General features: G+C 57.0%; 20 protein-coding genes. 12 read left to right on the top strand and 8 right to left on the bottom strand.

Annotated features, from left to right (window positions below):
• Window positions 1-26 precede the first annotated feature (26 nt).
• Window positions 27-950 (bottom strand): alpha/beta hydrolase, encoded by a 924-nt coding sequence (locus MWU64_RS02465; protein WP_247060398.1) that lies wholly within the window; start codon window positions 948-950, stop codon window positions 27-29.
• 331 nt (window positions 951-1,281) lie between these two features.
• On the opposite strand from MWU64_RS02465, the gene MWU64_RS02460 reads away from it, so the two are divergent.
• The 4 genes from MWU64_RS02460 to MWU64_RS02445 all read left to right on the top strand — a co-directional run bounded on the left by MWU64_RS02460 (window position 1,282) and on the right by MWU64_RS02445 (window position 7,556).
• A complete protein-coding gene (locus tag MWU64_RS02460) occupies window positions 1,282-2,643 on the top strand; it encodes a WS/DGAT domain-containing protein (protein ID WP_247060390.1) in 1,362 nt (453 codons plus the stop codon).
• Between the two features lie 174 nt (window positions 2,644-2,817).
• On the top strand, window positions 2,818-3,915 hold the full coding sequence (locus MWU64_RS02455) for a porin (protein ID WP_247060388.1): 1,098 nt from the start codon (window positions 2,818-2,820) through the stop codon (window positions 3,913-3,915).
• 121 nt (window positions 3,916-4,036) lie between these two features.
• Entirely contained in the window at window positions 4,037-5,308 is a 1,272-nt protein-coding gene (nosP, locus tag MWU64_RS02450) for a nitric oxide-sensing protein NosP (protein ID WP_247060386.1), read from the top strand.
• Between the two features lies 1 nt (window position 5,309).
• Window positions 5,310-7,556 (top strand): NahK/ErcS family hybrid sensor histidine kinase/response regulator, encoded by a 2,247-nt coding sequence (locus MWU64_RS02445; RefSeq protein ID WP_247060768.1) that lies wholly within the window; start codon window positions 5,310-5,312, stop codon window positions 7,554-7,556.
• Window positions 7,557-7,575: 19 nt separating this feature from the next.
• Here MWU64_RS02445 and MWU64_RS02440 read toward each other — a convergent pair whose 3' ends face one another.
• Window positions 7,576-8,253, bottom strand: coding sequence for a response regulator transcription factor (locus MWU64_RS02440; protein ID WP_058342435.1), 678 nt, complete (start codon window positions 8,251-8,253; stop codon window positions 7,576-7,578).
• 334 nt (window positions 8,254-8,587) lie between these two features.
• On the opposite strand from MWU64_RS02440, the gene MWU64_RS02435 reads away from it, so the two are divergent.
• Genes MWU64_RS02435 through MWU64_RS02425 form a run of 3 tightly spaced genes read left to right on the top strand, consistent with a single transcriptional unit; the run spans window position 8,588 to window position 10,978 of the window.
• Window positions 8,588-9,541, top strand: a complete 954-nt coding sequence (locus MWU64_RS02435) for an ABC transporter substrate-binding protein (protein ID WP_247060384.1) — start codon at window positions 8,588-8,590, stop codon at window positions 9,539-9,541.
• The gene (locus MWU64_RS02430; RefSeq protein ID WP_247060374.1) at window positions 9,538-10,314 is read left to right on the top strand and encodes an ABC transporter permease subunit; all 777 of its coding nucleotides are present in this window, start codon (window positions 9,538-9,540) and stop codon (window positions 10,312-10,314) included. Before MWU64_RS02435 ends, MWU64_RS02430 begins: the two co-directional genes overlap by 4 nt.
• On the top strand, window positions 10,307-10,978 hold the full coding sequence (locus MWU64_RS02425; protein ID WP_114334592.1) for an ATP-binding cassette domain-containing protein: 672 nt from the start codon (window positions 10,307-10,309) through the stop codon (window positions 10,976-10,978). Before MWU64_RS02430 ends, MWU64_RS02425 begins: the two co-directional genes overlap by 8 nt.
• Window positions 10,979-11,016: 38 nt before the next feature.
• On the opposite strand, the gene MWU64_RS02420 is transcribed toward MWU64_RS02425, so the two are convergent.
• From MWU64_RS02420 to MWU64_RS02405, 4 genes are read right to left on the bottom strand one after another with little or no spacing between them, the layout of a single operon-like run.
• Window positions 11,017-11,820, bottom strand: coding sequence for an ABC transporter permease (locus tag MWU64_RS02420; protein ID WP_114334591.1), 804 nt, complete (start codon window positions 11,818-11,820; stop codon window positions 11,017-11,019).
• Between the two features lies 1 nt (window position 11,821).
• Window positions 11,822-12,544 (bottom strand): ABC transporter ATP-binding protein, encoded by a 723-nt coding sequence (locus MWU64_RS02415; RefSeq protein WP_114334590.1) that lies wholly within the window; start codon window positions 12,542-12,544, stop codon window positions 11,822-11,824.
• Window positions 12,541-13,515: a YVTN family beta-propeller repeat protein gene (locus tag MWU64_RS02410; RefSeq protein WP_058341846.1), complete on the bottom strand. Its 975-nt coding sequence runs from the start codon at window positions 13,513-13,515 to the stop codon at window positions 12,541-12,543. The genes MWU64_RS02415 and MWU64_RS02410 overlap by 4 nt, the downstream gene beginning before the upstream one ends.
• Window positions 13,516-13,555: 40 nt before the next feature.
• On the bottom strand, window positions 13,556-14,743 hold the full coding sequence (locus tag MWU64_RS02405) for an ABC transporter substrate-binding protein (RefSeq protein ID WP_247060371.1): 1,188 nt from the start codon (window positions 14,741-14,743) through the stop codon (window positions 13,556-13,558).
• Between the two features lie 163 nt (window positions 14,744-14,906).
• Here MWU64_RS02405 and MWU64_RS02400 point away from each other — a divergent pair, with 163 nt between their 5' ends.
• Together MWU64_RS02400 and MWU64_RS02395 are read left to right on the top strand one after the other, a co-directional pair.
• Entirely contained in the window at window positions 14,907-16,148 is a 1,242-nt protein-coding gene (locus MWU64_RS02400; protein ID WP_247060369.1) for a histidine kinase, read from the top strand.
• A gap of 3 nt (window positions 16,149-16,151) precedes the next feature.
• Window positions 16,152-16,808: a response regulator transcription factor gene (locus tag MWU64_RS02395; RefSeq protein ID WP_058341844.1), complete on the top strand. Its 657-nt coding sequence runs from the start codon at window positions 16,152-16,154 to the stop codon at window positions 16,806-16,808.
• Window positions 16,809-16,835: 27 nt separating this feature from the next.
• Here MWU64_RS02395 and MWU64_RS02390 read toward each other — a convergent pair whose 3' ends face one another.
• Both MWU64_RS02390 and MWU64_RS02385 read right to left on the bottom strand, forming a co-directional pair.
• The gene (locus MWU64_RS02390) at window positions 16,836-17,492 is read right to left on the bottom strand and encodes a pentapeptide repeat-containing protein (protein ID WP_247060366.1); all 657 of its coding nucleotides are present in this window, start codon (window positions 17,490-17,492) and stop codon (window positions 16,836-16,838) included.
• A 73-nt stretch (window positions 17,493-17,565) separates the two neighbouring features.
• A complete protein-coding gene (locus MWU64_RS02385; protein ID WP_114334587.1) occupies window positions 17,566-19,413 on the bottom strand; it encodes a methanol/ethanol family PQQ-dependent dehydrogenase in 1,848 nt (615 codons plus the stop codon).
• 361 nt (window positions 19,414-19,774) lie between these two features.
• Between MWU64_RS02385 and pedF the strand changes: the two genes are divergently transcribed.
• The 3 genes from pedF to MWU64_RS02370 all read left to right on the top strand — a co-directional run bounded on the left by pedF (window position 19,775) and on the right by MWU64_RS02370 (window position 23,152).
• Window positions 19,775-20,203 carry a cytochrome c-550 PedF gene (gene pedF, locus MWU64_RS02380; protein WP_114334743.1) on the top strand — a complete coding sequence of 143 codons (429 nt, stop codon included), beginning with the start codon at window positions 19,775-19,777 and terminating at the stop codon, window positions 20,201-20,203.
• Between the two features lie 71 nt (window positions 20,204-20,274).
• Window positions 20,275-21,231 carry a transporter substrate-binding domain-containing protein gene (locus MWU64_RS02375; RefSeq protein ID WP_247060364.1) on the top strand — a complete coding sequence of 319 codons (957 nt, stop codon included), beginning with the start codon at window positions 20,275-20,277 and terminating at the stop codon, window positions 21,229-21,231.
• Window positions 21,232-21,376: 145 nt separating this feature from the next.
• Window positions 21,377-23,152 carry a PQQ-dependent methanol/ethanol family dehydrogenase gene (locus MWU64_RS02370; protein ID WP_247060362.1) on the top strand — a complete coding sequence of 592 codons (1,776 nt, stop codon included), beginning with the start codon at window positions 21,377-21,379 and terminating at the stop codon, window positions 23,150-23,152.
• Window positions 23,153-23,258: the final 106 nt, after the last annotated feature.

Genomic DNA, 23,258 nt, shown 5'->3' with positions numbered 1-23,258 from the left:
GTGCATCCGCGGTGTGCGGGCGAAGGTCAGGCTTGGGCCGTGTTGGGGAGCGACTCGAAGTCCGGAAGCCATTCGACGCTGTCGAGGGTAACGAAGTGGCTTGGTGCTTCGGTTTCGATAATGCGCATGGTCGTGGGGCTGGTTTTTGCGCTGGCCAGCATAGCCGTGCGGTCGAGAACGTGGTCGGTGGCCGGGATCAGGAAGGTTCCATAACGAATGTGCTGATACACCGAGCAATCGGTACGTTCCATCCATTCCATGATGTCTTCAATGTTGCGCACGATGGTCAGGTGATCTTTGGTGGCGCAGAACAGTTTGCTCAGGAGTTGGCGTTTTCGTGGGTTCATCTTGCCAAAAAACGTCTGGCCGTAGGCCGACTGCGGAGCGCTGTTGATCAATCGAATGATCCAGGGCCACATGCCGTGGCTGACAGGTTCGAGCAGGGTTGTAACCAGCGCGTGCAGTTTGCCTTGTGGTAGAACCGGGGCTTCCAGAACGACTTCCACATCTTCGTACCGTTCGGGCCACTGGCGAATGGCTTCCAGAATGACTGCGCCACCCCGGGAATGGCCATGCACTCGAACATTTCGGGTAGACGGCAGATTCTGCAGAGCCTGGTTCAGAATGCAGGCATCGTATTCGATGGTGCCTTCCAAGTATTTGATCGGAACTTCCCACTCCGCCTGCTCAGGTGTCACGCCGTTGACCGGGATGTGGTAATTGCTGCAGGTGAGCAGAATCAGCTCCGTTGTGGGGGCATCGTAGGTCTGGGTGAAGTAACAATGGTTTTCCAGAAAGCCGTGCACGCCGATAACCGTGTGCTCTGCCGCACCGCTGTGGTTGCGAGTGGATACCGCACCTTTACCGACGGTGTAGACCCGGCCCGAGAACATCTCGGAGTAGGCGATGTCGATCGGCTTGATCAGCTTGCGGATGTGACTGGCTTTCATAGTTTGCTTCTCCCGGCACAGCTACTTGTTATTGGGGGATTCGTAGCTTGTGTTCCAGTTGTATCGCGATTGTTCTATTTGTGGAGTGGCACGGTTGCCCGCACAAATAACGATTTTAGGCCAAGCACTTGCTCGGTTGTCGTTTGTATAACAATCGCACTAAGCGATATCTTCAGTATAGAGTCAAACCGAAGAGTAACGTAACTTTTTGTAATTATGAGGGGTGGTTAGTATATGGAGACGGTACCCTGACTCTGGCACAATGCAGGACACTCAATAATAAGACAGCCATCGGGGAACTTCAGGTTTGAGCCAAGAGCAATCGCATCTAATGCTGCCTTCGGATTCGGCCTGGCTGGCTTTGGAACAGCCGGATAACCCCATGACCATCACTGTCATGCTTCGGGTTGAAGGCCTGACGGCAGCCCGCTTTCGGGAGTTTCTGAACGTTTATTGGGTCGCTTGGGAGCGTTTTCGATACCGCCCGGTGTGGCGAACCCCTGCTTGGTATTGGCAGGAAGACCGCACGTTCAATCCCGCTCGCCATCTGGACATTGTTCAGGACCCGTTCGATCCGGCCCAGTTAAGGCACTGGGTGGCCGAACGTTTAAACGACCCTTTACCTTTTTATCGTCCGCTCTGGAAGTTTTGGCTGGCGCCCAACGCCGAGGGTGGGGCAGCGCTGGTGTTGAGGATCCATCACTGTTACGCAGATGGCTTGTCACTGCTGGGCGTTTTCGAACAATTGTGCCCGTCATCTCCCCGACAGTATCCGGCTTTGTACGGTGCGCCGGAAGAGCCTAAGCTGGGGCAGTGGACAGAAACCGCCCAGCACTGGTTGACCTCGATGTTAACCCAGCTGGGTGCTACGGGGGGCCCTCGCGCAGCGGCGAACGCAGGTGCGGCGCAAAAGCAGATGGGTAAAGCCGTACAAAGCGGTGCGCGCCTAGTGCACAAGATCAGTGAGTTTCTGATCGAGGAAGAAGATTCACCGTCTGACCTCAAGCAACCTTTGCTCGGACGGCGAAGCTGCAGTTGGTCGACACCGGTGGAGCTGGAACGCTTCCGAAAGATCGCCAAAAACACCCATACAACCATTAATGACGTGTTGCTGGCCTGCGTGGCCGCCGCAGTTCGCCCGAAGCTCGGGCTGACACCGGAACAACTGACCGATGCGGTGATGCATGCGGCGGTGCCTGTGGATATTCGCGTTCAGATGCCCAAAGGCATCAAACCGGAGGACGGTGAACTCGGTAATTGCTTTGGTACAGTCTTCGTACCTTTGCCGGTGGACGGGGAGAGCGCGCTGGAGCGCTTGTTCCGCGTGAAGCATGAAACCCGAAAGCTCAAAAAAAGCATTCAACCGGGCCTCGCCTGGGGGCTAACGGCTTGCGCACCGTTATTGCCGGAAGTTGGAAGAAAACCTCTGGCGGATTTGTTTTTTCGTAAAGCGTCTGCCGTGGTATCCAACGTCCACGGCACGCCTGAAACTCGATACCTCGCCGGTTGCGCGATTAAAGAGCAGATGTTTTGGGTGCCCCAGGCCGGCGATATCGGTTTGGGTGTGAGCGTGGTCAGTTATGCGGGTCAGGTGCAGTTTGGTGTGGTGGCCGATGAAGCCGTTTTGGCAGCGCCTGATGCTTTTTTAGAGGATTGTTTGTCTGAACTGGAGCAGTTTTCCAGTGAGTCGTAAGTCGAAAGTTCCATATTTAGTGCCTCCCAAATAAGCAGGCAACCTGCTCTCACGAACAATGTTTTCCCACTTTCCATTCCCTGACTATGGTCCTCAGGCGCGCAAATGTGCCTGGGGCTGTTGTTCTGTTCAATGGCTCCTGATCCCAGATTTCAAACAATAACCGGGGGATGTATGAACAATAAGATGAGAAAGTCAGGGTTGTTACTTGCGGTAGCCGTAGTGATGGGAGGGAGCGCAGGGGCTCAGGCCGCCGTTGAGATCTACAATCAGGATGGAACCGCTTTTTCCGCGGATGGTTATTTCAATGCTTTTTATGTGAATCGTGATGACAAGGTCGGCGATGTTCGCAATTCCGACGTCAAAATGGGTTTTCTGCCCAACACCATCGGCTTCAACTTCAGTAAAGAAGTAGGGGATTTGACTCTTGGTGGCCGCTCTTCATTCTGGAGCACCATTAATGACAGTTTGCAGTCGCCTACCGACACCAGTATTGACGTGCGCCAGCTCTACGCCACGGTCGACGGTGACTTTGGTCAGGTGCTGATCGGTAAGGATTTCGGGTTGTATGCCCGTTCCAACATTTTCCTTGATGAATTACTGATGGGGTTTGGCTCTCCCGGCGCGGCGACGGGGGTCTCCTTCGGTAATATCCGCACCGGTTATCCCTATCCAAACCCTTCGGCGCAGATTACCTATCGGTCACCGGACTTGGGTGGCCTGAAGGTGGCTGCGGGTATCTTTGAACCGGCCAATACAACCGGCGTGGGCTCTGAACAATCGCTTCCTCGTTTTGAAGCAGAGGTTACCTACAGTGTTGATGTTGAAGGGCTGGCTCTGACCGGCTGGTTAAATGGTCGCCACCAGAGCTCAGAGAATGCTACAACGGAAATTGACAGTAAGGGCGTCGGTTATGGTCTAAAAGCAGCGGTAGCGGGTTTCTCGTTGACTGCGTCCGGTTTTAAATCGGAAGGGGATGTGCCGGTGTTGATCAGCGACTCTGTTCTGGCGTCAGAAGACGATGCGGATGGTTACTTGCTACAGGGTTCTTACTCTCTGGGTGCGAACCGGTTTGTGGTGTCTTATGGCGAAACAGATTCGGAACAGGGCGATTTTGACACCGAGAACACCTCGTTTGCGGTGTTCCACGACGTCAACAGCAACTTCAAACTGGTGGCCGAGTACAACCTGTTTGAGCAGAAAACCAAGTCATCGGATGTCACTGTCGTCGATACTGACACCCTGGCTGTGGGCGCGATTGTAACCTTCTAATCTGCCCGGCCGGTGCCCGTTCTGGCACCGGCACCCGCCTGTTATTCCGACTAAAGTGCCGGTTTTCTTGTGCCGAAATTAGGCTGTGTCACCGGCCATTGATTTATGAGGTTAATAATCAATGGGTTATCACCGTTTTGGCGAGCCAATAAAAAGCACTGAAGTCGAATTCCTCTGTTCTGACAACGGCGTAGAATCGGAGCAATCTCCCCGTTGCCCAAGGGCCCTTTCAATGCACGCAGACAATCAGGAACCGGCGGTCCGAACCGCCAGCGTTAGCGTACGGGAACCAGAACTTGCCGCTGCGCACCTTGCCGAGCAGCTTCAGCATGAAAACCTCGGATGCGTGCTGTTCTTTTGCTCTGTTGAATTTGACCTGGAACGCCTTGGGCCTGCGATTCAAGCGGCGTTTCCGAATGCGCGAGTCTACGGCTGTACGTCTGCGGGAGAGATCACCGAGCAGGGGTATGACCGGGGTTGCATCAGCGCGCTGGGGTTTGATGCCCGCTACTTTGCCATTGATTGCGCGCTGATCGATGAATTTGACGGCTTCACGCTGCAGAACGCACAGAGTGTGATTGACCGGTTGCTTAATACTTGTCGTGACGCCCGCTTGGCGCCCGTTAAAGGCAATACCTTCGCGATAACCATGCTTGATGGCCTTTCGAGTCGGGAAGAGCTTGTTCTGGCAACCCTGAATGCGGCTTTGGGTTCGATACCCCAGTTCGGTGGTTCTGCCGGAGACGATGAGCGCCTGGCCGGTACCCATGTCTTTTTCGACGGGCGCTTTCACAGCAGTGCGGCGACGGTGATGCTGGTGAATACACCGCTGGATTTTCGAGTGTTTTCGACGCACCACATGCAGGAACAGGCGGATAAGCTTGTGGTAACCCGAGCTTGTCCAGAGACGCGTACCGTCTTTGAGTTGAACGCGGAGCCTGCTGCAGAGGTATACGCCCGCACTGTCAGTGTTCCCGTTGCCCAACTGGACCGGGAGGTTTTTGCCTTGCAGCCCTTGGGGGTAAAAGTCGGGGGTAATTATTTTGTCCGTTCGATACAGCGGGTGAACCCTGATGGCAGTCTCACGTTTTATTGTGCGGTTGAGACCGGCATTGTGATGACTGCTATGAATCCGGGGTCTTTGCTTGAGAGTGTGCGGGCGCAGCTTGATGCCTCCGAGCGGGTGGTCGGTAAGCCTTTGGTGACTCTTGCCTGTGATTGTTTTTTACGGCGTTTGGAAGCCGAGCTGACCGAGCAATCGGATGCCGTCTCGGCGTTTCTGAGGGAACATAAGGTGGTCGGTTTTAACTCCTACGGGGAGCAGTTCAACGGAATGCACATAAACCAGACTTTTACGGGGGTGGTCATTGGTCAGCCTGACTTCCCCGGCTAGTATGAACGGGCAGCCCCTGCCGGATGATAAAGACCGCCGGATTGCGGAGTTGGAAGCGGAGAATCAGCGGCTCCGAAGTATCCGAGATGCCCTGATTGTTCGCGTGGAATCCGGTGCCGGACATAAGCCTGCGCCCTATGCGGCGTTTGAACATTCGGTCATTCTTGCCGAGCAGGTACGGGAACGCACCGAAGCCCTGAACCTGGCCATGGATGAGCTTAAAGCGAGTCATAAAGCGCTGAGCCGGGCTCGGGAAGAGGATGAAACCTCGAGGCAGCGGCTGAGCGATGCCATTGAGAACATCGCTGATGGCTTCGTACTGTTTGACTGTGATCATCGTCTGATTCAAACCAACAGCCGTTTCCGGAGCTACTGGCGCCATGCCCGCGTGTCGGTGCCGAAAGCGGGTACCCATATCGATGCGGTAAAAGCTCTTGCCGAGAGTTCCGGTTTGATTGTGGAAGAGCATCGTCAGGAGGATGTTGAGGGGGTACTTTTCCTACTCTCCAATGGTCGCTGGGTGCAGATGACCGAACGAGCTACCCGTGAGGGGGGCTTGGTGGTGTTGTACTCTGACATTACCGACGTCAAGAACAGTGAAATGGCCCGTCGCATCAAGGCGCTGGAAGAAAGCGAGCGCTGGATCCGGGTCGTCACCGACCATGTGCCGGCGTTGATTGCCTATGTAGGGGCAGACCTCACCGTCCAGTTCTGCAACAAGGTTTATCAGGCCTGGTATGGCCGTAATGGTGTGTCACCACTGGGCAAGCGTCTGGAGCAAGTGCATTCCGATGAGTTCTACCAGCGTCTGCTGCCCCAGATACTGGAAGTACTGGACGGGCACAGTGTGAACTTTGAGTTCGAGGAAACCGGCGAGCATGGTGAACAGCGGTACATGTTGCGTTCCTATGTGCCCAACAGGGATGAAACCGGCGAGGTGACCGGCTTTTTTGTTCTGATCCGAGACATCACCGAAAGGCGCAAGACCGCGATTGCGCTGGAGCAGGCCTACGACGACCTGGAGCACCGGGTGCGAGAGCGCACCGCCGCCTTGACAGGCCTGAACCAGCAACTCCGGCAGGAAATTTCGGAACGTTCTGCAGTGGAAGCCCGTCTCCGGGAAGCGAAGCAGGAGGCTGAACAGGCCAACCTTTCTAAAACCAAGTTCCTGGCTGCTGTCAGTCACGATCTGCTGCAGCCGCTTAATGCCGCACGCTTGTTCACCAGTGCATTACTTGAGCAGAGCTTCGGGCCCAAGGCCGAGAGCCTTGTGCGTTCGGTCAGTACTTCGTTGGATGATGTAGAGAATCTGCTGGGCACACTGGTGGATATTTCCAAGCTGGATGCCGGAGTGATCACTCCGGACGTGACCGCCTTTGATCTCCGGGATCTGCTCAATAACATCGCCCGGGAGTTCCGGCAGATGGCTCTGGCTGAAGGGCAGCGGCTGGATTTCGTACCCTGCTCTGCAGTGGTTCAGTCGGATTCACAGTTGCTGGCGCGGATACTGCGAAACTTCCTGACCAATGCCATTCGTTATACCGGCCAGGGCCGGATTCTGCTTGGTTGCCGTCGCGAGCATGACCACGTGTTGCTGCAGGTCTGGGACACCGGGCCAGGTATTCCGGCAGACAAGCTCACCGAAATCTTTCAGGAGTTTAAACGGATTCGCCCCAAGGGTGCCCAGGCAGACAAAGGGCTGGGCCTGGGCCTGGCTATCGTTGACAAGATTGCCCGGATGTTGGGCCATGAGATCTCGGTATCATCTGTTGAGGGAAAAGGCTCCGTGTTCAGCGTCCGGGTGCCCCTCGGAGAACTTCAGTCAGCCCAACCGGCACCCCGAGGGCCTCACCTGCCGATGCTCGATAGTGGTTTGAAAGGCGCCCGGGTGTGGGTGATCGATAATGATCTGGCTATCTGCCAGGGGATGAAGACCTTGCTGGAGGGCTGGGGTTGCCGGGTCACCACAGCTGTTTCTGCCGAGGGCCTGGCAGGGCAGGTAGATGTGGCAAGGGCTCCGGTAGATCTGATACTGGCGGATTATCACCTGGATAATGATGAAAATGGCGTCGACGCGGTGGCAGTGATCAATGCTCAGCGCTCACAGCCAGCGCCGGTCCTGATGATCACCGCCAACTACACCAATGAACTGAAACAGCATATCCGGGAGCTTGGTTACCTGTTGATGAACAAACCGGTCAAACCGCTTAAGCTCAGGAGTGTACTCAATCACGTGATGCGTTGCTGAGTGCTGATGCCGGCTGCGTTCAGCGTTTGAGATATTGACTGAAGTCCACATCCCCAGCCGATAGGATAGCCTGTACCCGGTTGTGAACACCGAGCTTTCTCAGGATCGCGGAGACGTGGGCCTTGACCGTGGTTTCTGCGATGTTGAGGTTGTAGGCAATTTGCTTGTTGGATTCACCCTTGGCCATACGTTCCAGCACCAACAACTGGCGCCTGGTGAGAGAGTTCAGTAGTTCCGGCGAAATCAGGTTCTCATCGCTTCGAGTACGCCGGTGGGAGCTTTCTTTACTGGTGCGGATAATGTCTGATGGCAGGTAAACATTGCCGTTCAGTATCTGCTGGATGGCCTCAGTCATCTGGGCCCGGGGTGAGGACTTGGTGATAAACCCTACCGCGCCATAGGTGATCGCCTGCAGCACTATCTGTTTGTCTTCCTCGGCAGAGACAATCACTACGGGAATGGTGGGTGCTTCGTTACGCAGGGTAATCAGGCCGTTGAGCCCGTGCATGCCGGGCATATTGAGGTCCAGCAGGATCAGGTCCAGGTCGTCATTCTCGCGGGTGATTTCCAGAGCGCTGTCCAGGTCATCGGTTTCGATGATTTCACTGCCTTCGAAACCGGAGGCGATAACGCTGCTGATGGCTTCCCGGAACAGCGGGTGGTCGTCGGCAATCAGAATCTTATACGCCGGTTCCATGGTTGCTTCTACCTGCTTGTTTTCATTGTCGGGGATGGCTTCCGAGTCATGATAGCGGTTTTCGGAAGACAGTGCGGCATCGAGCTCGTTCAGCATGGCGGCCTCCTGTGCAGAGAATCGCCGGAGTCGGTTCCGATCCTCTGTTTATTATTGTGATGGTTTCATTACACGCCATCTTGGTCTCGGGTTGAATGCGACCATCGCACCAAAAAACAGGCACCAAAGTACTATTCTTGCCGGGCTGCGGGCTTCGTATCGTGTAGTAATGAGCCTACAACCAACAATAACGACCGTCTCCGCATTCTCTCTTGCTGATCCATGGATCAAACAGGCATTGGCCGCACTGCTATGTTTTCTTTTGAGTCTTGCTGGCGGTGTCCATGCCCGGGAAGAAGCATCTGACCTGCCCATGCTGTCTGTCAGCGTGTTGCAGTTTGGAACCGCCCACTGGGAGCTCGATCATCTCCTGCATCGGGAGCTGGACCGGGAATATGGCTATCGGCTGGAGTTGAAACCGGTTGCCAACCTGCCTGCCTCCAGGCTGGCGGTCACCAGCGGTTCGGTGCACGGCGCTGTAGCCGATCTGCTGTGGGCACAGTCACGATTCCAAGCCGGCACGCCCTACCTGTACGTGCCGTTCTCCTCCCAGATTGGCGATATCGTCGTCGCTGACAACTCTCCGATTCGCTCGGTGGCGGATCTGGCCGGCAAGCGCATCGGCGTTGCGGGCGGGCCGGACAGCAAGGGCTGGATACTGCTCAAGAAAGTCGCACAGCGCCAGGGAATCAATCTGGAAGAATCTGACGGAGTTCAGTTCGCAGCCCCGCCCTTGTTGAGCCAGGCGCTAAAACGCGGGCAGGTGGATGTCATCGTTACCTACTGGCATTTTGCGGCCCGCCTGAGGGGCGAGGGCGGCTGGCGGTCGGCGTTTGGTATGGCTGACCTGCTCACTGAGCTGGACCTGGATCGCAACCTGCCCGTGCTTGGTTATGTCTTTCCCGAAAGCTGGGCCCAGGACAATGGCCCGCTGATGGTTCGGTTTGCAGCTTCCCTGCAAAAGGCCAAAGCCGAGCTGGCGGAGAGTGAATCCTTCTGGCAGCGCTTGCGTCCTCTCATGGGAGATCCGGACGACAGTGTTTTCGCAGCACTGCGAGAGGGCTTTGTCGCCGGGACGCCTGCGCCGCAAACGGACCAGAGAATCGCTGACCTACAGCGTTTGATGACCCTCACCGGCGCCGACCCGGACAACCTGATGCCGGCTTCTCTGTTTTACCGGAGGCAGCCGTGAAAGGCCAAGCCGGCCGGCCGCCGCTGTGGAGCTACTGGGTAGTCCTGCCATCGTTTGTCCTGCTCTGGGGGCTCATTGCCTGGCTGCTTCAGTCGCCCCTCTTGCCGACGCCTCTGAACGTGCTCGACACCCTGATTCGTGAATCGGCGACCGGCGAGCTCTGGCATCATCTGGGCGCGACCCTCGGGCGTGTGGTGGTCGCCTTTATTCTGGCCATGATCATTGGTACAGCCATCGGCATCGTCATGGGCCGTTCGCCAACCACCAATGCCCTTTTCGATCCCTTGCTGGTGCTTTTGCTGAACCTGCCGGCCCTGGTCACCATCATCCTCATGTATGTCTGGTTCGGCCTGGTGGAAGTGGCTGCGGTGATGGCAGTTGTGATCAACAAAGTGCCCAGCGTGGCGGTTACTGTCCGGGAAGGTGCCCGTAGCCTGGACTATAGGCTCGAGGAAATGGCCACCGTTTACGAGTTCACCCGATGGCAACGATTGCGGGAAGTCTGGGTACCCCAGCTGTTTCCCTATCTCATGGCGGCTACAAGAGGCGGCCTGGCCCTGATCTGGAAAATTGTCCTTGTGGTAGAGCTGCTCGGCCGTTCCAGCGGCGTTGGCTTCCAATTACATATGGCGTTTCAGGTTTTCGACGTGGCCGCCATTCTTGCCTACAGCCTGGCGTTTATTGCCGTAGTCCAGCTGATTGAACTGGCCATCCTCCAGCCCCTTGAGCGCCGCTCCAGTCGCTGGCGACAGCCGGAGGCGGCCCATGCTTGAGCTCAGAATCGCAGGCCGCGATTTCGGCCAGCCTGTGCTCGGAGAGGTCTTCGCAACCGTTGCGCGGGGCGACCGCATCTGCCTTCTGGGCCCCTCGGGTATCGGCAAGACCACGCTACTGAACGCGATTGCCGGCCTCGATAAATCGGTTCCGGACGAGGCGGTTATTGGTCGCGACAAGCTCCGGGTGGGCTACCTGTTCCAGGAACATCGCCTGCTGCCTTGGCGCAGTCTGGATGCAAATCTGAAACTGGTGGGGGCCAGTGATCAGGAGGCTGAAAGCTTGTTGGAACAGGTGGGATTGTCCGGTTATGGCCATTACCTGCCGGACCAGCTCTCCCTGGGTATGGCCAGAAGGGCGGCCCTGGCCCGTTGCCTGGCCGTGAAACCGGACTTGCTGTTGCTGGACGAGCCGTTTGCGTCATTAGATCCCGTGATGGCGGGTGAGCTCAAGGCGCTGATTGCCGGGATTCTGGATTCGTGTCCGGAGATGGCGATGATCTGTGTTACCCATGATGGTGGAGATGCCGAGATATTGGCGAACCGTCTGTGGTATCTCGACGGCAAGCCTGCGCGTCTTCAGTGGGATGACGCGATCGGTGAGCCCGGATTGATCGATGGGCTGCTTGGGGCGCTTCGTGATCCGGATTTGGCTGGTCTCTGAATCCGTGCAAGTCAGCTCCCCTACAACTGCCCCGAACACTATGCGGGCCTTCCGCCCAGTATTTTCGTGCGCTGCGGCCGGAAGCCAGCAGTCGCGAGCAAAGCGAGGGTAACTGTCACGCCGGCGGTAATCCCGTAGGCCATCGGGTTCCACTCCAGATACAGCGAAAACCGGATCGCCTCCACCGCATGGGTGAACGGATTGAACTGACAGATCCAGTACAGCCAGGGACTGGCCTCATTCATGCGCCAGAGCGGATAGAGCGCTGAGGACATGAAGAACATCGGGAAGATTACGAAGTTCATCACCCCTGCAAAGTTCTCCAACTGTTTGATCCATGTGGCGATCAATAGCCCCAACGCGCCCAGCATCAGGCTGGTAAGAATCAACGCTGGCAATACGGCCAGGTAACCCCAGAGCGGTGGCTCTACATCCATCAGCAGTGCCAGCAGCAGGAACACATACACCTGGCCGATGGACACCACACCCATGGCCAGCAGTTTGGTCACCAGCAGGAAGGGCCGGGGCAGGGGGCTCATCAGCAACACACGCATACTGCCCAACTCCCGGTCGTAGACCATGGACAAGGCGCCCTGCATGCTGTTGAACAGGATGATCATGCCGCACAGCCCGGGGGCAATGTAGGTCTCGTAGGTGATGTAGGTCTGATAGGGCGGGATGATGGAAATGCCCAGTACCGCCCGGAACCCGGCAGCGAATACCACCAGCCAGAGCAGTGGCCGGACCAGGGCGCTGGCGAAGCGGGTGCGCTGCTGCCAGAACCGCAACCATTCTCGTGTCTGGATGCCTACGAAACAATGCCAGTAGTGAGCTGCTTTCATATCAGCCGGCTCCGGTCAGGGAATGGAAGGTTTCGGCCAGGTCCCGGGTGCCGGCGGCTTCGCAGATGGCCTGGCCTTTACCGTCAGCCAGCAACTGGCCCTGGTGCAGGATCAGGACCCGGTCTTCCGCACGGACTTCCTCGATCAGGTGGGTAGCCCAGAGCACGGTCAGGTCGTCTTCCTTGCATAGGGTTCTTACGTGTTCGTTGAGCGCTTTTCGGCTGGCCACGTCCAGGCCCACCGTGGGTTCGTCGAGCAACAACAGCGAGGGTTCATGCAGCAAGGCGCGGGCAATTTCCACCCGCCGTCGGTGGCCGCCGTTGAGCTGGCGGACGGCATCGTTGGCCCGATCCAGCAGGCTGAAGCGTTCCAGCTCCCGGTCACCCCGAGCCCTGGCTTCCTTGCGGGAAAGGCCATGCAGCGCGGCGTGGTACTGCAGGTTCTGGCGAACGGTCAGATCCAGGTCCAGGGCGTTCTGCTGGAACACCACGCCGATCTGGCGCATGGCATCGGCAGGCTGCTTTTTCAGAGACTGCCCGGCCATGAAGATATCGCCCTGCTGCAGGGCTAGTAGCCGTGTGAGCAGCCCGAACAGGGTTGATTTGCCGGCACCGTTGGGTCCGAGCAAGGCGTGGAAGCGTCCAGAGGTCAGCGCAAAGCTGACCTCCCGGAGCACCGGCTTGTCGCCGTAACGAAAGCTGAGGTTGCTCGCTTCGATGGTCATGACGTCGGGTCGATGACCACACCCCAGGGGTAGCGGCCTACCTTGATGGATTTGATGACCTTCAGGTCCTCCACATCGATCACCGACACATCGCCAGAGACGCCGTTGGTGGTGTACAGGTGCTTCTCGTCCTTGTCCAGATCCAACTGCCAAACGCGGCTACCTACCAGAAGATAGTCCAGGACTTCGTAGGACTGGGCGTCTACGACCGCCACATGGTTTGAGGGGCCCAGGGCCACGAAGGCATATTTGCCATCAGAGGTCAGCTCGATACCCACCGGCTGGACCCGATCCGGGCTAACGCCGGGTACCTTGAATGACATCTCGTGGACCTGCTCCAGGTTGTCTACATCAATGATGTGGACGGTACCGCCGATTTCAGCAGAGGCCCAGGCGATTTTACTGTCCTTGCTGAACTCGACATGGCGCGGGCGCTGGCCAACAACGATGTTTTTCTCGATCTCGAAGGTTTCGGTGTTGATCCAGTGCAGCATGCTGGTGGTTTCGGAGGTGTTTACTGCCCACTTACCATCCGGGCTCACCGCCATGCCTTCGGGTTCGATACCCACATCAATCTGGGCCAGGACCTCCTTGGTCTCAACATCCACCACGGTCACGATCGCATCATCTTCGTTGGCGATGTACAGATGTTTGTTGTTAGGGTGCAGGGAAAACTGCTCCGGATCCTCCCCTGAGGGCAAAGTGTCAACAATCTTGCGGGTGGCCAGGTCAAAAACCTGTACGGTATCGTCATCGCTGGCGCAGATGTAGAGCTTGGTGTAGTCCTTGGACAGCAGAATGCCCCGGGGGCGCTGGCCAACATCGATGGTTTCGACCACTTCCTGGGTTTCGGTATCGATGATGGACAGCGTGTTGTCCTTCTCATTGGAGACATAGGCCAGGCTGGCCAGTGCGGGCGTGGAAAGGCCAATCATGGCAGCCAGTGCCGTTTGCTTGAACAGGGTTCTCATGGGTAACTCCTTCTTGTTTTGAGTACTGCCGCCTCGGCGGTCAGTTGTTGATTCGGCATTTACTTTCCGGTTTGTCGTAGCCGAGGGTGTCCATCTCGCTTTCGGGATGCAGGAAACCCTCAAAGGGCGCCTGAGCAACCAGGCCTCTGGGATGCACCAGCGGAATCGGCTGACGGAGTTGGCCATTCCAGTCCCGGAAGGTGAGCTTCCGGCCCTTGAAGCCAGCAAGGTCAAATTTGTCGCTGAACAGGAAGTCTCTGATGGCAGGCGCATCCCCTTCGCTGATGGCTGTCACTGCGGTGCCGATGGCTCGCACTGCAGCCCAGGCCGCGTAGTCTTCGCTGTTCATATTTCGGCCTGACAGTTCCCGGAACCGGTTCTGAAGCTGGGCAGCGCCCCAGCTTTCCACCACCCGGTGCCAGGCAACCGGTGTCATGCCCTGGGTTCCCACCACCGGGCGCGGCAGCCAGGTGTTGAACGGCACATATTCACCAAAGTCACCCCGGACATCGGCAACGACTACCGCGTCGTAGTCGTCGCCCTGGGTAAACAGGGGCAGTTCCTTTGAAGCGGTCCGGCGCAGATCCGCATCGAAGGTCCAGGGCTTATCTTCAACGATGTCTAATCCAAAACGCTTGCTGGTGCGGCGGAAGGCCTCGGCCCAGGCTTTGTCTTCTGGTGTCGGGCCGGTTATCAGAAACAACTCCTGCCAGCGGCGTTGCTTCAGCCACTGCCCCAGGGCATCCGTCAGCATGGCGTGGCTGGGTATGGTGTGTAACAGGTTAGCGTGGCAGCTGGCGGTCCTCAGGGCATTGTCCCGGGCACCGGCATTAAACAGCAGTGTTTTGTCGTCGGCACTTTCGACAACCTTGCGGAGGGTTTGGCCGGGAATCCGGGTAATGATCAGGTCGATACCGGCGTCCTGCAGTTCGGTAAAGGCGGCCAGGGCAGTCTCTTCAGAATCCGTCACACGGGTTTCCAGAAGATAGTTCTGCCCCAGAAACTTGCCGGAGGTGTTGTTGTCTGCCAGGGCAAGCTCAGTACCTCTCAAACCGGCATCTTCCGGTTCCGGGATGACATTGGAAAGTACCGGCCCCTGATCGGGTACGAACTGCAGGTAACCGATACGAATATCCAGGGCAAACGCGGGTGTGGCTGTTGCTAAGGCGCCGATCAGCGTGCATCGGGTAACGGCTGTCATCAGGGTCTGTCTGATGGAGAGGGTCATGGCATTCTCCGGGTTTTTATTGTCCTTCCAGCTTATGGAAGGGAAATCCTCCCGGAAATATTCAGAAAGTAGGAATGTGCCGGTACTAAAGAACTATTCCTGCAAAAAATGGGCGCCGTAGCATGTAGGTAAGGCCTCTAAATACCGCCAGATGGATAACGACATGACCGCCTACCGGAAACTTTCCCTGCTGATGCTGGCCGTTTTCCTGCTTGTATATGCAGTGGGCGGGGTGTTCTACACCCTTCAGGCGAGGGGAGATATTGCGCGGGAACTTGGGTCAGTGATGGAGCTGGCCGCAAGTCTTCCAGCACCAACGCAGCTGGCGCCGGAGCTGGTACCGGAAATGCGGCATCTCAGACCGGTTTCCGTTGGTGAGGCGGTTTCGGGTACCACACGGGAAATGCCGGATTGGTTTTATCGCCTGATGGCAGATGGCATTCCCGCTCAGGCGGTGAACGGCTGGCAGCTGGATCCTGCAGACGAAATTGAAGAAATCTGGGAGAGCTTTGTGCTGATCTCCGCGGCCTTTTTGCTTGGCATGACGCTTTGCTTTGTGGCCCTTGGTTGGGCTATCCGGCAGGGATTGCGGCCCCTGGCGGAGCTTGGCGAGGCTATGGCGAGTGTTGAGCGGGGCCAGCTGGCATCGAGGCTGGGTGCACAGAATCTGCAGGAGGTGAACGACCTGGTGGCGCGCTTCAATACCATGGCGGCTGCCCTGGAGCAGGAGCAGAAAACGGTGCGCGAGCTGATGACGGAACTTTTACGGGTCCAGGATCGGGAGCGTGAACACATAGCCCGGGTTCTGCATGACGACCTGGGTCAGTATCTGACCGGTATTCGCGCCCAGGCGAGGGCATGGCTGTACGACCCGGCGCTGAACAGTGAACAGAAAAAACAGGCCAGTGAACTTGCGCATCATTGCGAAACTGTGCAAAAGCACTTCCGGCACCTGTTGCAGGACTTGCATCCGTTGGTGATGGAGCAGCTGGGACTGAACTCGGCCATAAGCCACCTGGCCGAGCAGTGGCAACAACTCAGTGGCCTTAGCTGCCAGTTAGAGCTGGATGAGTGCTTGCCGGAACTGACCGGTGAGCAGCAAACACACCTTTACCGTTTCTTGCAGGAAGCATTAAACAACATTTCCCGACATGCCCAGGCTACACGGGCATCACTGACAGTTGCCCAGTCAAGCGGTGCGCTGGAGGTGGTGGTTTGCGATAACGGTCGTGGTACCGGGGATCTGTCGGGCTGTCGCGGTTTGGGGTTGCGTTCGATGCGCGAACGGGCCCGTTGTCTGGGTGGCCGGATGGAACTGCTCAGCCATCTGGGAGAGGGCACCCGGGTATTGCTGGCGATGCCGGCGGCGGGAGCGGGTTCGCCTTCGGCCGGTTCAGGAGGTTAACGAATGAAACTGATGATTGTGGATGATCACCTGGTTGTCCGGCAGGGTATCGCCAACCTGCTGCGCAATCTGTTGCCGGCAGTCGCGATTACCGAGCTGGACAACGGGCAGGATGCCGTTGCCCGATATGGCAGTATTCAACCCGATGTGCTGATGCTCGACATGGGCCTGCCGGATATTTCCGGTCTTGAAGTAGCTCGCCGTATCCGCCAGCGCTGGCGGACTGCGGCCATTCTGTTTTTTACCATGCACGATGAACTACCCATGGTCCGGCAGGCGCTTGATGTGGGCGCGATGGGGTTTGTGTCGAAGAACTGTGCTCCGGAAGAACTGGCTGATGCCGTTCGAAGGGTAGGCGCCGGCCAGCCCTACATTGAACATCCGATTGCGACCCGGCTTGCCTTGAACCGGGAACGCCCTGTGGACCGTCGTCTGCGGGATATGACCCAGCGCGAAATGGAAGTGTTGCTGATGTTTGCCCGTGGTGATGCCGTGGCCAGAATCGCGGAACGCCTGTGCGTTAGCAGCAAAACCGTTTCCAACCATCTGGCGTTACTGAAAAGCAAGTTGCAGGTGGAATCGTCCATCGAACTGGTGCACCTGGCCGTTGATGCCGGGCTGGTGCGTTTCGGGCAGGGGCTTGATGCTGGCAATGCCTGAGCCGGACCCCGCCCTCTCCGGGTGCGCTTACCAGTCAAAGGGGCAGTCTGTGCAGCCTTCCATAAACGTGCCTTCAAAGGTGGCAAAGTGAATCCTTGCTCCGGATAAACGGGCTTTGGCAAGGTTGGCGTGCCCGAACTTGGCTTCCTGCAGGTCTGCCCCGGTCAGGTCAGCGCCCTCCAGGTTGGCTTTAGGCAGCCAGGCAATTTCAAAGCTGCTGAACGGTGCCCGGGTATCGGCCAGTGTTGCTCCTGAAAAGCGGGAAAAGGCGAAGTTGGCGCCGGAAATATCCGTTCCGGTGAAGTCCGCTCCCTGGGCAAACAGGTATTCGCCTTGAAGGCCTGGCAGGGTGGCATTACGAACCTTGGCGCCGCGCAGGGATGCCCGGTAGAGCTGTAGCCGGTAGCCTGTGGCATTGTCCAGTTTTGCACCATTGAGGTTGGCACCCCGAAGGTTTGTGTGGTTTAGGGTGGCGCCAGTCAGGTTTGATCCCCGCAAATCTGCGCCGCGAAGGTTCAGGTTTGACAGGTCTGCGGCTCGCAAGTCAGCGCCGGGGCAAGCGGTTTCTGCCTCCAGTTTGCAACCGTTGATCACCTGAACAGTGTCCAGGTCGGCCATGTCATCGTTGGCCATGGCAGGAAAAACAGCCGAGGTCAGGAGGGTTGCTGTGATCCATGATTTCATGTCTGGCTCTCTTTTTTATGGACATTCTTTGGCATGAAAAGGCCCGGCATTGCCGGGCCTGGTAGGTCGGCACTCAGCGTGAAGCCTGTGCCCATGACGGCAGCTTGAACACCCAGAATGATCCGCCCTGGGAAATCGGTTTGGTCAGCTCAGCCATGTCGCCGCCCCAAAGGGGTACAGCGCCGCCATAGCCGGAGGTGACACCGATGTACTGCTCGCCATCCATTTCCCAGGTGATGGGTGGGGAAATGATTCCGGAGCCGGTCTGGAACTTCCAGAGCTCCTCCCCGGTTTCGGCGTCAAAGGCTTTGAGAAAACCGTCGCCAGTCCCGGTGAATACAAGCCCACCCTTGGTCGTGAGCACACCGGCCCATAACGGCATCTTCTCTTTATGCTCCCACTCGATCTCACCAGTGAGGGGGTTCATCGCTCTCAACACGCCTACGTGGTCATCGTACATGCGCTTGATGCGGAAACCCTGGCCCAGATAAGCAGCCCCTTTCTTGTAGGTGACTTCTTCAGTCCAGTAGTCTTCTTTCCAGTGGTTGGCGGGAATGTAGAACAGGCCAGTGTCCTGGCTGTAAGCCATCGGGTTCCAGTTCTTGCCGCCCAGGAAGGGCGGTGATACTTCAATGGCTTCGCCCCGGGTTTCACCTTCCGGAACAGGGGGTGGCCGCTGGCCTTTGACTGCAATAGGGCGACCGTTCTTGTCGATACCCTTTGCCCAGGTGATGTTGTCCACAAACGGGAAGCCTTTCTTGAATTCGCCGTTGGTGCGGTCCACCACATAGAAAAAGCCGTTGCGGTCGGCGTGGGCAGTGGCTTTTACCTGTTCTCCGCCTTCGGTGTACTCAAACAGTACCAGCTCGTTGTTGCCGGAGAAGTCCCAGGCATCGTTGGGGGTATGCTGGTAGAACCATTTCACCTCGCCGGTGGTTGGGTCTACGCCAACCTGTCCTGATGTGTATAGGTTGTCGTAATCGGCCGGATCTCCACCGGGCGCTGTTCTGGCCCAGGTATTCCAGGGGGCCGGGTTGCCGGCACCGATGATGATGGTATTGGTTTCCGGGTCAAAACTGGCGCTTTGCCAGGGCGCTCCGCCGCCGTGGCTCCAGGCTTCTACCTTGCCGGTCGGGCTGTTGGGGTCATCCGGCCAGCTGGGAGCCCTGGGGTCGCCGGTGGGGGTGCTTTTCTCGCCGTTGAGGCGCCCGTAATGGCCTTCAACGAAGGGACGCATCCAGACTTCCTCACCGGTGTCCGGATCCCGGGCGAAGAGTTTGCCCACCACACCGAACTCGTCTCCGGAAGAGCCGTGGATCAGCAGAACCTTTCCGGTTTTCTGGTCTTTCACCAGCGTCGGGGCGCCGGTCATGGTGTAGCCTTCTTCGTGGTCAGCGAACTTCTTGCGCCAGGCGATTTTCCCGGTGTCTTTATTCAGGGCCACAATGCCCGCATCCAGAGTGCCGAAGAAAACCTTGTCGCCAAAAATGGCAGCGCCGCGGTTCACCACATCACAGCAGGGCCGAATGCCTTCCGGCAGACGATGGTTGTATTCCCATAGCCGTTCCCCGGTTTTTGCATCGAGTGCATACAGCCGGGAGTAGGAGCCGGTAACGTAGATTACGCCGTCGTGTACCAGCGCCTGAGACTCCTGGCCCCGTTGTTTTTCATCCCCGAACGAGAATGACCAGGCGGGAACCAGCCTCTCGATATTGTCCTTATTGATGGTTGTCATCGGGCTGTAGCGCTGGGCCTTGGGGCCGATACCATAGCCCAGAACATCCTGGGTGGTTTCGGCGTCGTTTACGATGTCTTCCCAGCTCACTTCTTTTGCCTGAGTGGTCATGCTCAAGGCGCCCGCAGTCCCCATCGCCAGGGCCAGGCTGATGCCCCTGATCAGTGGATGTTGTCGACGATTCATATTCCTTCCCCTTGATTGTTGTTGTGAACAGCGCGTTAAGAACGCTGACGTTCCGAGTATTGGCAAATGCCCGGTAGTCCGGCGACGGAAAATGACAGGTGATGTTCGGGAAAATGTCAGAAATTATCGGGAAAATTTCCCGGATGATCGGTTTCTTGCTGAAAAATGGCTGGATTTTCGTTTTCAGGATGCTGCCTTGTGCTTTCGCCTTCGCCCGGATCGTGTACTACCAAGGAACTAAGCCGGAAACCCCAAAGTGGCATTCGGAACAGCGGTACAGGTTCTTAGACTGTCTGGCAGCGTGTTGGTAAACGAAAAATCCAATAGCCAACGTAGGGGCAACCAAATAGAGGTAGCAACAATGACAATGCCTATTTCAATCAGACCGCTTATTGCCATCGTGCTGGCAGGTGCTGCCGGTTTGGCCATGGCTCATGGCAACGTGACACCACAGCCGGTAAACACCGGTAACCTGCCTTCTCTTGGCGACGAAGTGCGTATGGAGAATCCATTCCGTGAAGGAAATGAGTTGAGTGAGTACTACAGTGAAGCCGTGAAAGTGGGCGAAAGCGCCTATGCCGGCAACTGTGCCAGTTGCCATGGTATTCGTGCCATGTCGGGCGGGCTGACGCCGGACCTGCGGGAGCTGACGGAGTGGGATGACGAGTACTTTATTACCCGGGTGCGTAACGGTACCGACCGGGGTATGCCGTCCTGGAAGAAAAGCCTGGATCAGAACGCAATGTGGGCCATCCGGACCTATGTTGAGTCTCTACCCAAGCCTGAATAACGCCATGATTGTCCAGATGCTCTGAACATAGCCGGCCCTGTGCCGGCTCGCTGTCGTTGGGGGAACCAATAATGAAAACAATTCTATCCTTTCTGATCTCTGTGCTCTTGTCGCTGCCCGTGGTGGCCCAGGAGGTTAACGATGGTGACGAGCTGCTGAACCGGCCGGCGGATCGCACTTACGACATCGTTCTGGATTCCGGTTACCTGAAAGTGGGGGTATATCGGGACTTTCCTCCCTACTCCTATGAGGTGGATGGGCAGCCCCGGGGTATTGATGTGGAACTAGGGAAGCTGATTGCACAGGAAATGGGTGTGGAGTTCCGAGTGCACTGGATCATCCCGGACGAAGAGCTGGGAGATGACCTGCGCAACAACGTGTGGAAAGGCCACTACCTGGACAAGCAGCGGCTGGCGGACGTGATGATGCGGGTGCCTTACGACAAGCAGTACGCCTACATGCAGGATTCCACCGGTGAATACATCAATGAGCAGGTGGTGCTGTTCGGCCCCTACCAGCAGGAAACCTGGCAAATTGCCTATAACCCGGAAAAGCTCGATACCGTCGATACCGTGGCGGTGTTCCAGTACCACCCCATCGGTGTTGAGATTGATACCTTGCCGGATTTCTATCTGAGTTCCGCGTTGCAGGGGCGAATGCGCAACCAGGTGCGCCACTACCCCAACGTCAGGGCAGCGTTTGAAGCCATGCGCAATGGCGAGGTCAGTGCCGTTATGGGGATGCGAGCAGAAATCCACCATGAGCTGGCAAAGCCTGAGAATGAGGCCTTTATGCAGGCCCAGAATGGTTTCCCGGGGTTGATGAAGCAGGTCTGGGATGTGGGAATGGCGGTCAAGCATACCCACCGTCAGCTGGGTTATGCCATTGAGGGAATTGTTAATCGACTGGTTACCGAGGGAACCCTTAGTGAGGCTTTCACCGGAATGGAGCTTGCTTACAGCGTGCCGGGCTATTACCGGGATTTCCTGAGTGAGGAAGCCATTGCGCAGGCAGAAGGCCAGAAATAGGGCGGGTCTTACTACCAAGTGATGAGAAAACTTGTCCGTGGGGGCAATTGTTGAGTTTGCGAGGTTTGCGAAAAATCAACGCAGGGTCGGGAAAACTTCCCGGTTCGGCTCGAAACTGACAACAAGAGACTTGGAGAGCGCAACCATGAGATCGAACAAATTCGGGATTCGCATTGCCGCCAGTGCACTGGCACTGGCCGTATCCTGCGGGGCCCATGCGGTAACCGATGAAGATATTCTGAAAGACGCCGAAACCACCGACGACATCGTTAGCTATGGCATGGGACTCCAGGGCCAGCGCTTCAGCCCGCTGACGGACCTGAATACCGACAATGTAAAACACCTGCAGCCGGTGTGGGGCTTTGCCTTTGGTGGTGAGAAAATGAGGGGGCAGGAATCCCAGCCCATGATCAAGGACGGCGTGATGTATGTAACGGCTTCCTATTCCCGTGTCTATGCCATTGATGTGAAGACCGGTGAGGAAATCTGGCAGTACGATGCCCGGCTGCCGGATGGCATCATGCCTTGCTGCGACGTGGTTAACCGGGGTGTGGCGCTGTATAACGACAAGGTGATCTTCGGCACCCTGGACGCAAAGCTGGTGGCGCTGAATAAAGACACCGGCAAGCCCATGTGGATCAAGAAAGTAGCTGATTACCAGGCAGGTTATGCCATCACAGCTGCACCACTGATTGTTAAGGGCAAAGTGATCACCGGCGTATCCGGCGGTGAATTCGGTATTGTGGGTAAGGTAGAGGCCTACGACGCTAACACTGGTGACCTGATGTGGACCCGTCCGACCGTTGAAGGCCACATGGGGTACGTCTACAAAGACGGCAAGAAAATCGAGAGCGGTATTTCTGGTGGTAAAGCCGGACAGACCTGGCCGGGCGATATGTGGAAAAATGGTGGTGCTGCACCCTGGCTGGGCGGCACCTACGATGAAGAGACCGACTCTCTGTTCTTTGGCACAGGCAACCCGGCTCCCTGGAACTCTCATCTGCGCCCGGGCGACAATCTGTTCTCGTCTTCACGCCTGGCCATTGATCCTGATGATGGCAGCATCAAGTGGCACTTCCAGACCACGCCCCATGACGGCTGGGATTACGATGGCGTAAACGAGTTGATCTCGTTTGATCTTAAGGAAAACGGCAAGACCATCAAAGCGGCGGCTACTGCTGACCGTAACGGCTTCTTCTACGTGCTTAACCGCGAGAACGGTGATTTCATTCGCGGCTTCCCGTTTGTCGACAAGATCACCTGGGCTGAAGGCCTGGATCCGGAAACCGGCCGGCCGATCTTTGACGAGAACGGTCGCCCTGGCGATCCCTTGAACTCTGAAGCTGGCAAGGGTGAAACGGTAGTGGCCCAACCGGCCTTCCTGGGCGGCAAGAACTGGATGCCGATGGCCTACAACCCGCAAACCGAGCTCTTCTACGTGCCGTCGAACGAGTGGTCGATGGACATCTGGAACGAGCCGGTTTCCTATAAAAAAGGCGCGGCCTTCTTGGGGGCTGGTTTTACCATCAAGCCTACTAACGACGAGTATATTGGCGTGCTCCGGGCGATGGACCCGAAAACCGGTGAGGAAGTCTGGCGTTACGAGAACCCGGCCCCTCTTTGGGGTGGCGTAATGACCACTGCGGGAGACCTGGTGTTCACAGGAACCCCTGAAGGTTACCTGAAAGCCTTTGATGCGAAGACCGGCGAAGAACTCTACAAGTTTAATACCGGTTCAGGCGTGGTTGGTACACCGGTCACCTGGACCATGGATGGCGAACAGTACGTGTCTGTCCTCTCTGGCTGGGGTGGTGCTGTACCCCTTTGGGGCGGGGAAGTGGCCAAGGTGGTCAAAAACTTCAATCAAGGTGGTCTGGTCTGGACTTTCAAGCTGCCTAAAGATCGAGTGGCGGCCAATTGATCTGAGTTTTGTGTCTCTTTGGGCCGCCTTCGTGCGGCCCTTTTTTTAGCCGCCGAAACCATCTGCTTCAGAGCATCTACTACCAAGGTACCAGCCGTCCCCCTCT

It is taken from the genome of Marinobacter sp. S0848L (assembly GCF_023016065.1).
Classification (GTDB): Bacteria; Pseudomonadota; Gammaproteobacteria; order Pseudomonadales; family Oleiphilaceae; genus Marinobacter.
Note: the sequence above shows the minus strand (reverse complement) of the source record. Positions and strands in the feature narration are given on the sequence as shown.

Excerpts from the sequence above, each read along its gene's own strand:
- MWU64_RS02385 (WP_114334587.1), bottom strand. The coding sequence starts at position 19,413 with ATGAATCGTCGACAACATCCACTGATCAGGGGCATCAGCCTGGCCCTG.
- MWU64_RS02405 (WP_247060371.1), bottom strand. The coding sequence starts at position 14,743 with ATGACCCTCTCCATCAGACAGACCCTGATGACAGCCGTTACCCGATGC.
- MWU64_RS02395 (WP_058341844.1), top strand. The coding sequence starts at position 16,152 with ATGAAACTGATGATTGTGGATGATCACCTGGTTGTCCGGCAGGGTATC.
- MWU64_RS02400 (WP_247060369.1), top strand. The coding sequence starts at position 14,907 with ATGACCGCCTACCGGAAACTTTCCCTGCTGATGCTGGCCGTTTTCCTG.
- MWU64_RS02415 (WP_114334590.1), bottom strand. The coding sequence starts at position 12,544 with ATGACCATCGAAGCGAGCAACCTCAGCTTTCGTTACGGCGACAAGCCG.
- MWU64_RS02460 (WP_247060390.1), top strand. The coding sequence starts at position 1,282 with ATGCTGCCTTCGGATTCGGCCTGGCTGGCTTTGGAACAGCCGGATAAC.
- pedF (WP_114334743.1), top strand. The coding sequence starts at position 19,775 with ATGACAATGCCTATTTCAATCAGACCGCTTATTGCCATCGTGCTGGCA.
- MWU64_RS02420 (WP_114334591.1), bottom strand. The coding sequence starts at position 11,820 with ATGAAAGCAGCTCACTACTGGCATTGTTTCGTAGGCATCCAGACACGA.
- MWU64_RS02445 (WP_247060768.1), top strand. The coding sequence starts at position 5,310 with ATGAACGGGCAGCCCCTGCCGGATGATAAAGACCGCCGGATTGCGGAG.
- nosP (WP_247060386.1), top strand. The coding sequence starts at position 4,037 with ATGGGTTATCACCGTTTTGGCGAGCCAATAAAAAGCACTGAAGTCGAA.
- MWU64_RS02465 (WP_247060398.1), bottom strand. The coding sequence starts at position 950 with ATGAAAGCCAGTCACATCCGCAAGCTGATCAAGCCGATCGACATCGCC.
- MWU64_RS02370 (WP_247060362.1), top strand. The coding sequence starts at position 21,377 with ATGAGATCGAACAAATTCGGGATTCGCATTGCCGCCAGTGCACTGGCA.
- MWU64_RS02410 (WP_058341846.1), bottom strand. The coding sequence starts at position 13,515 with ATGAGAACCCTGTTCAAGCAAACGGCACTGGCTGCCATGATTGGCCTT.
- MWU64_RS02390 (WP_247060366.1), bottom strand. The coding sequence starts at position 17,492 with ATGAAATCATGGATCACAGCAACCCTCCTGACCTCGGCTGTTTTTCCT.
- MWU64_RS02375 (WP_247060364.1), top strand. The coding sequence starts at position 20,275 with ATGAAAACAATTCTATCCTTTCTGATCTCTGTGCTCTTGTCGCTGCCC.
- MWU64_RS02425 (WP_114334592.1), top strand. The coding sequence starts at position 10,307 with ATGCTTGAGCTCAGAATCGCAGGCCGCGATTTCGGCCAGCCTGTGCTC.
- MWU64_RS02455 (WP_247060388.1), top strand. The coding sequence starts at position 2,818 with ATGAACAATAAGATGAGAAAGTCAGGGTTGTTACTTGCGGTAGCCGTA.
- MWU64_RS02440 (WP_058342435.1), bottom strand. The coding sequence starts at position 8,253 with ATGGAACCGGCGTATAAGATTCTGATTGCCGACGACCACCCGCTGTTC.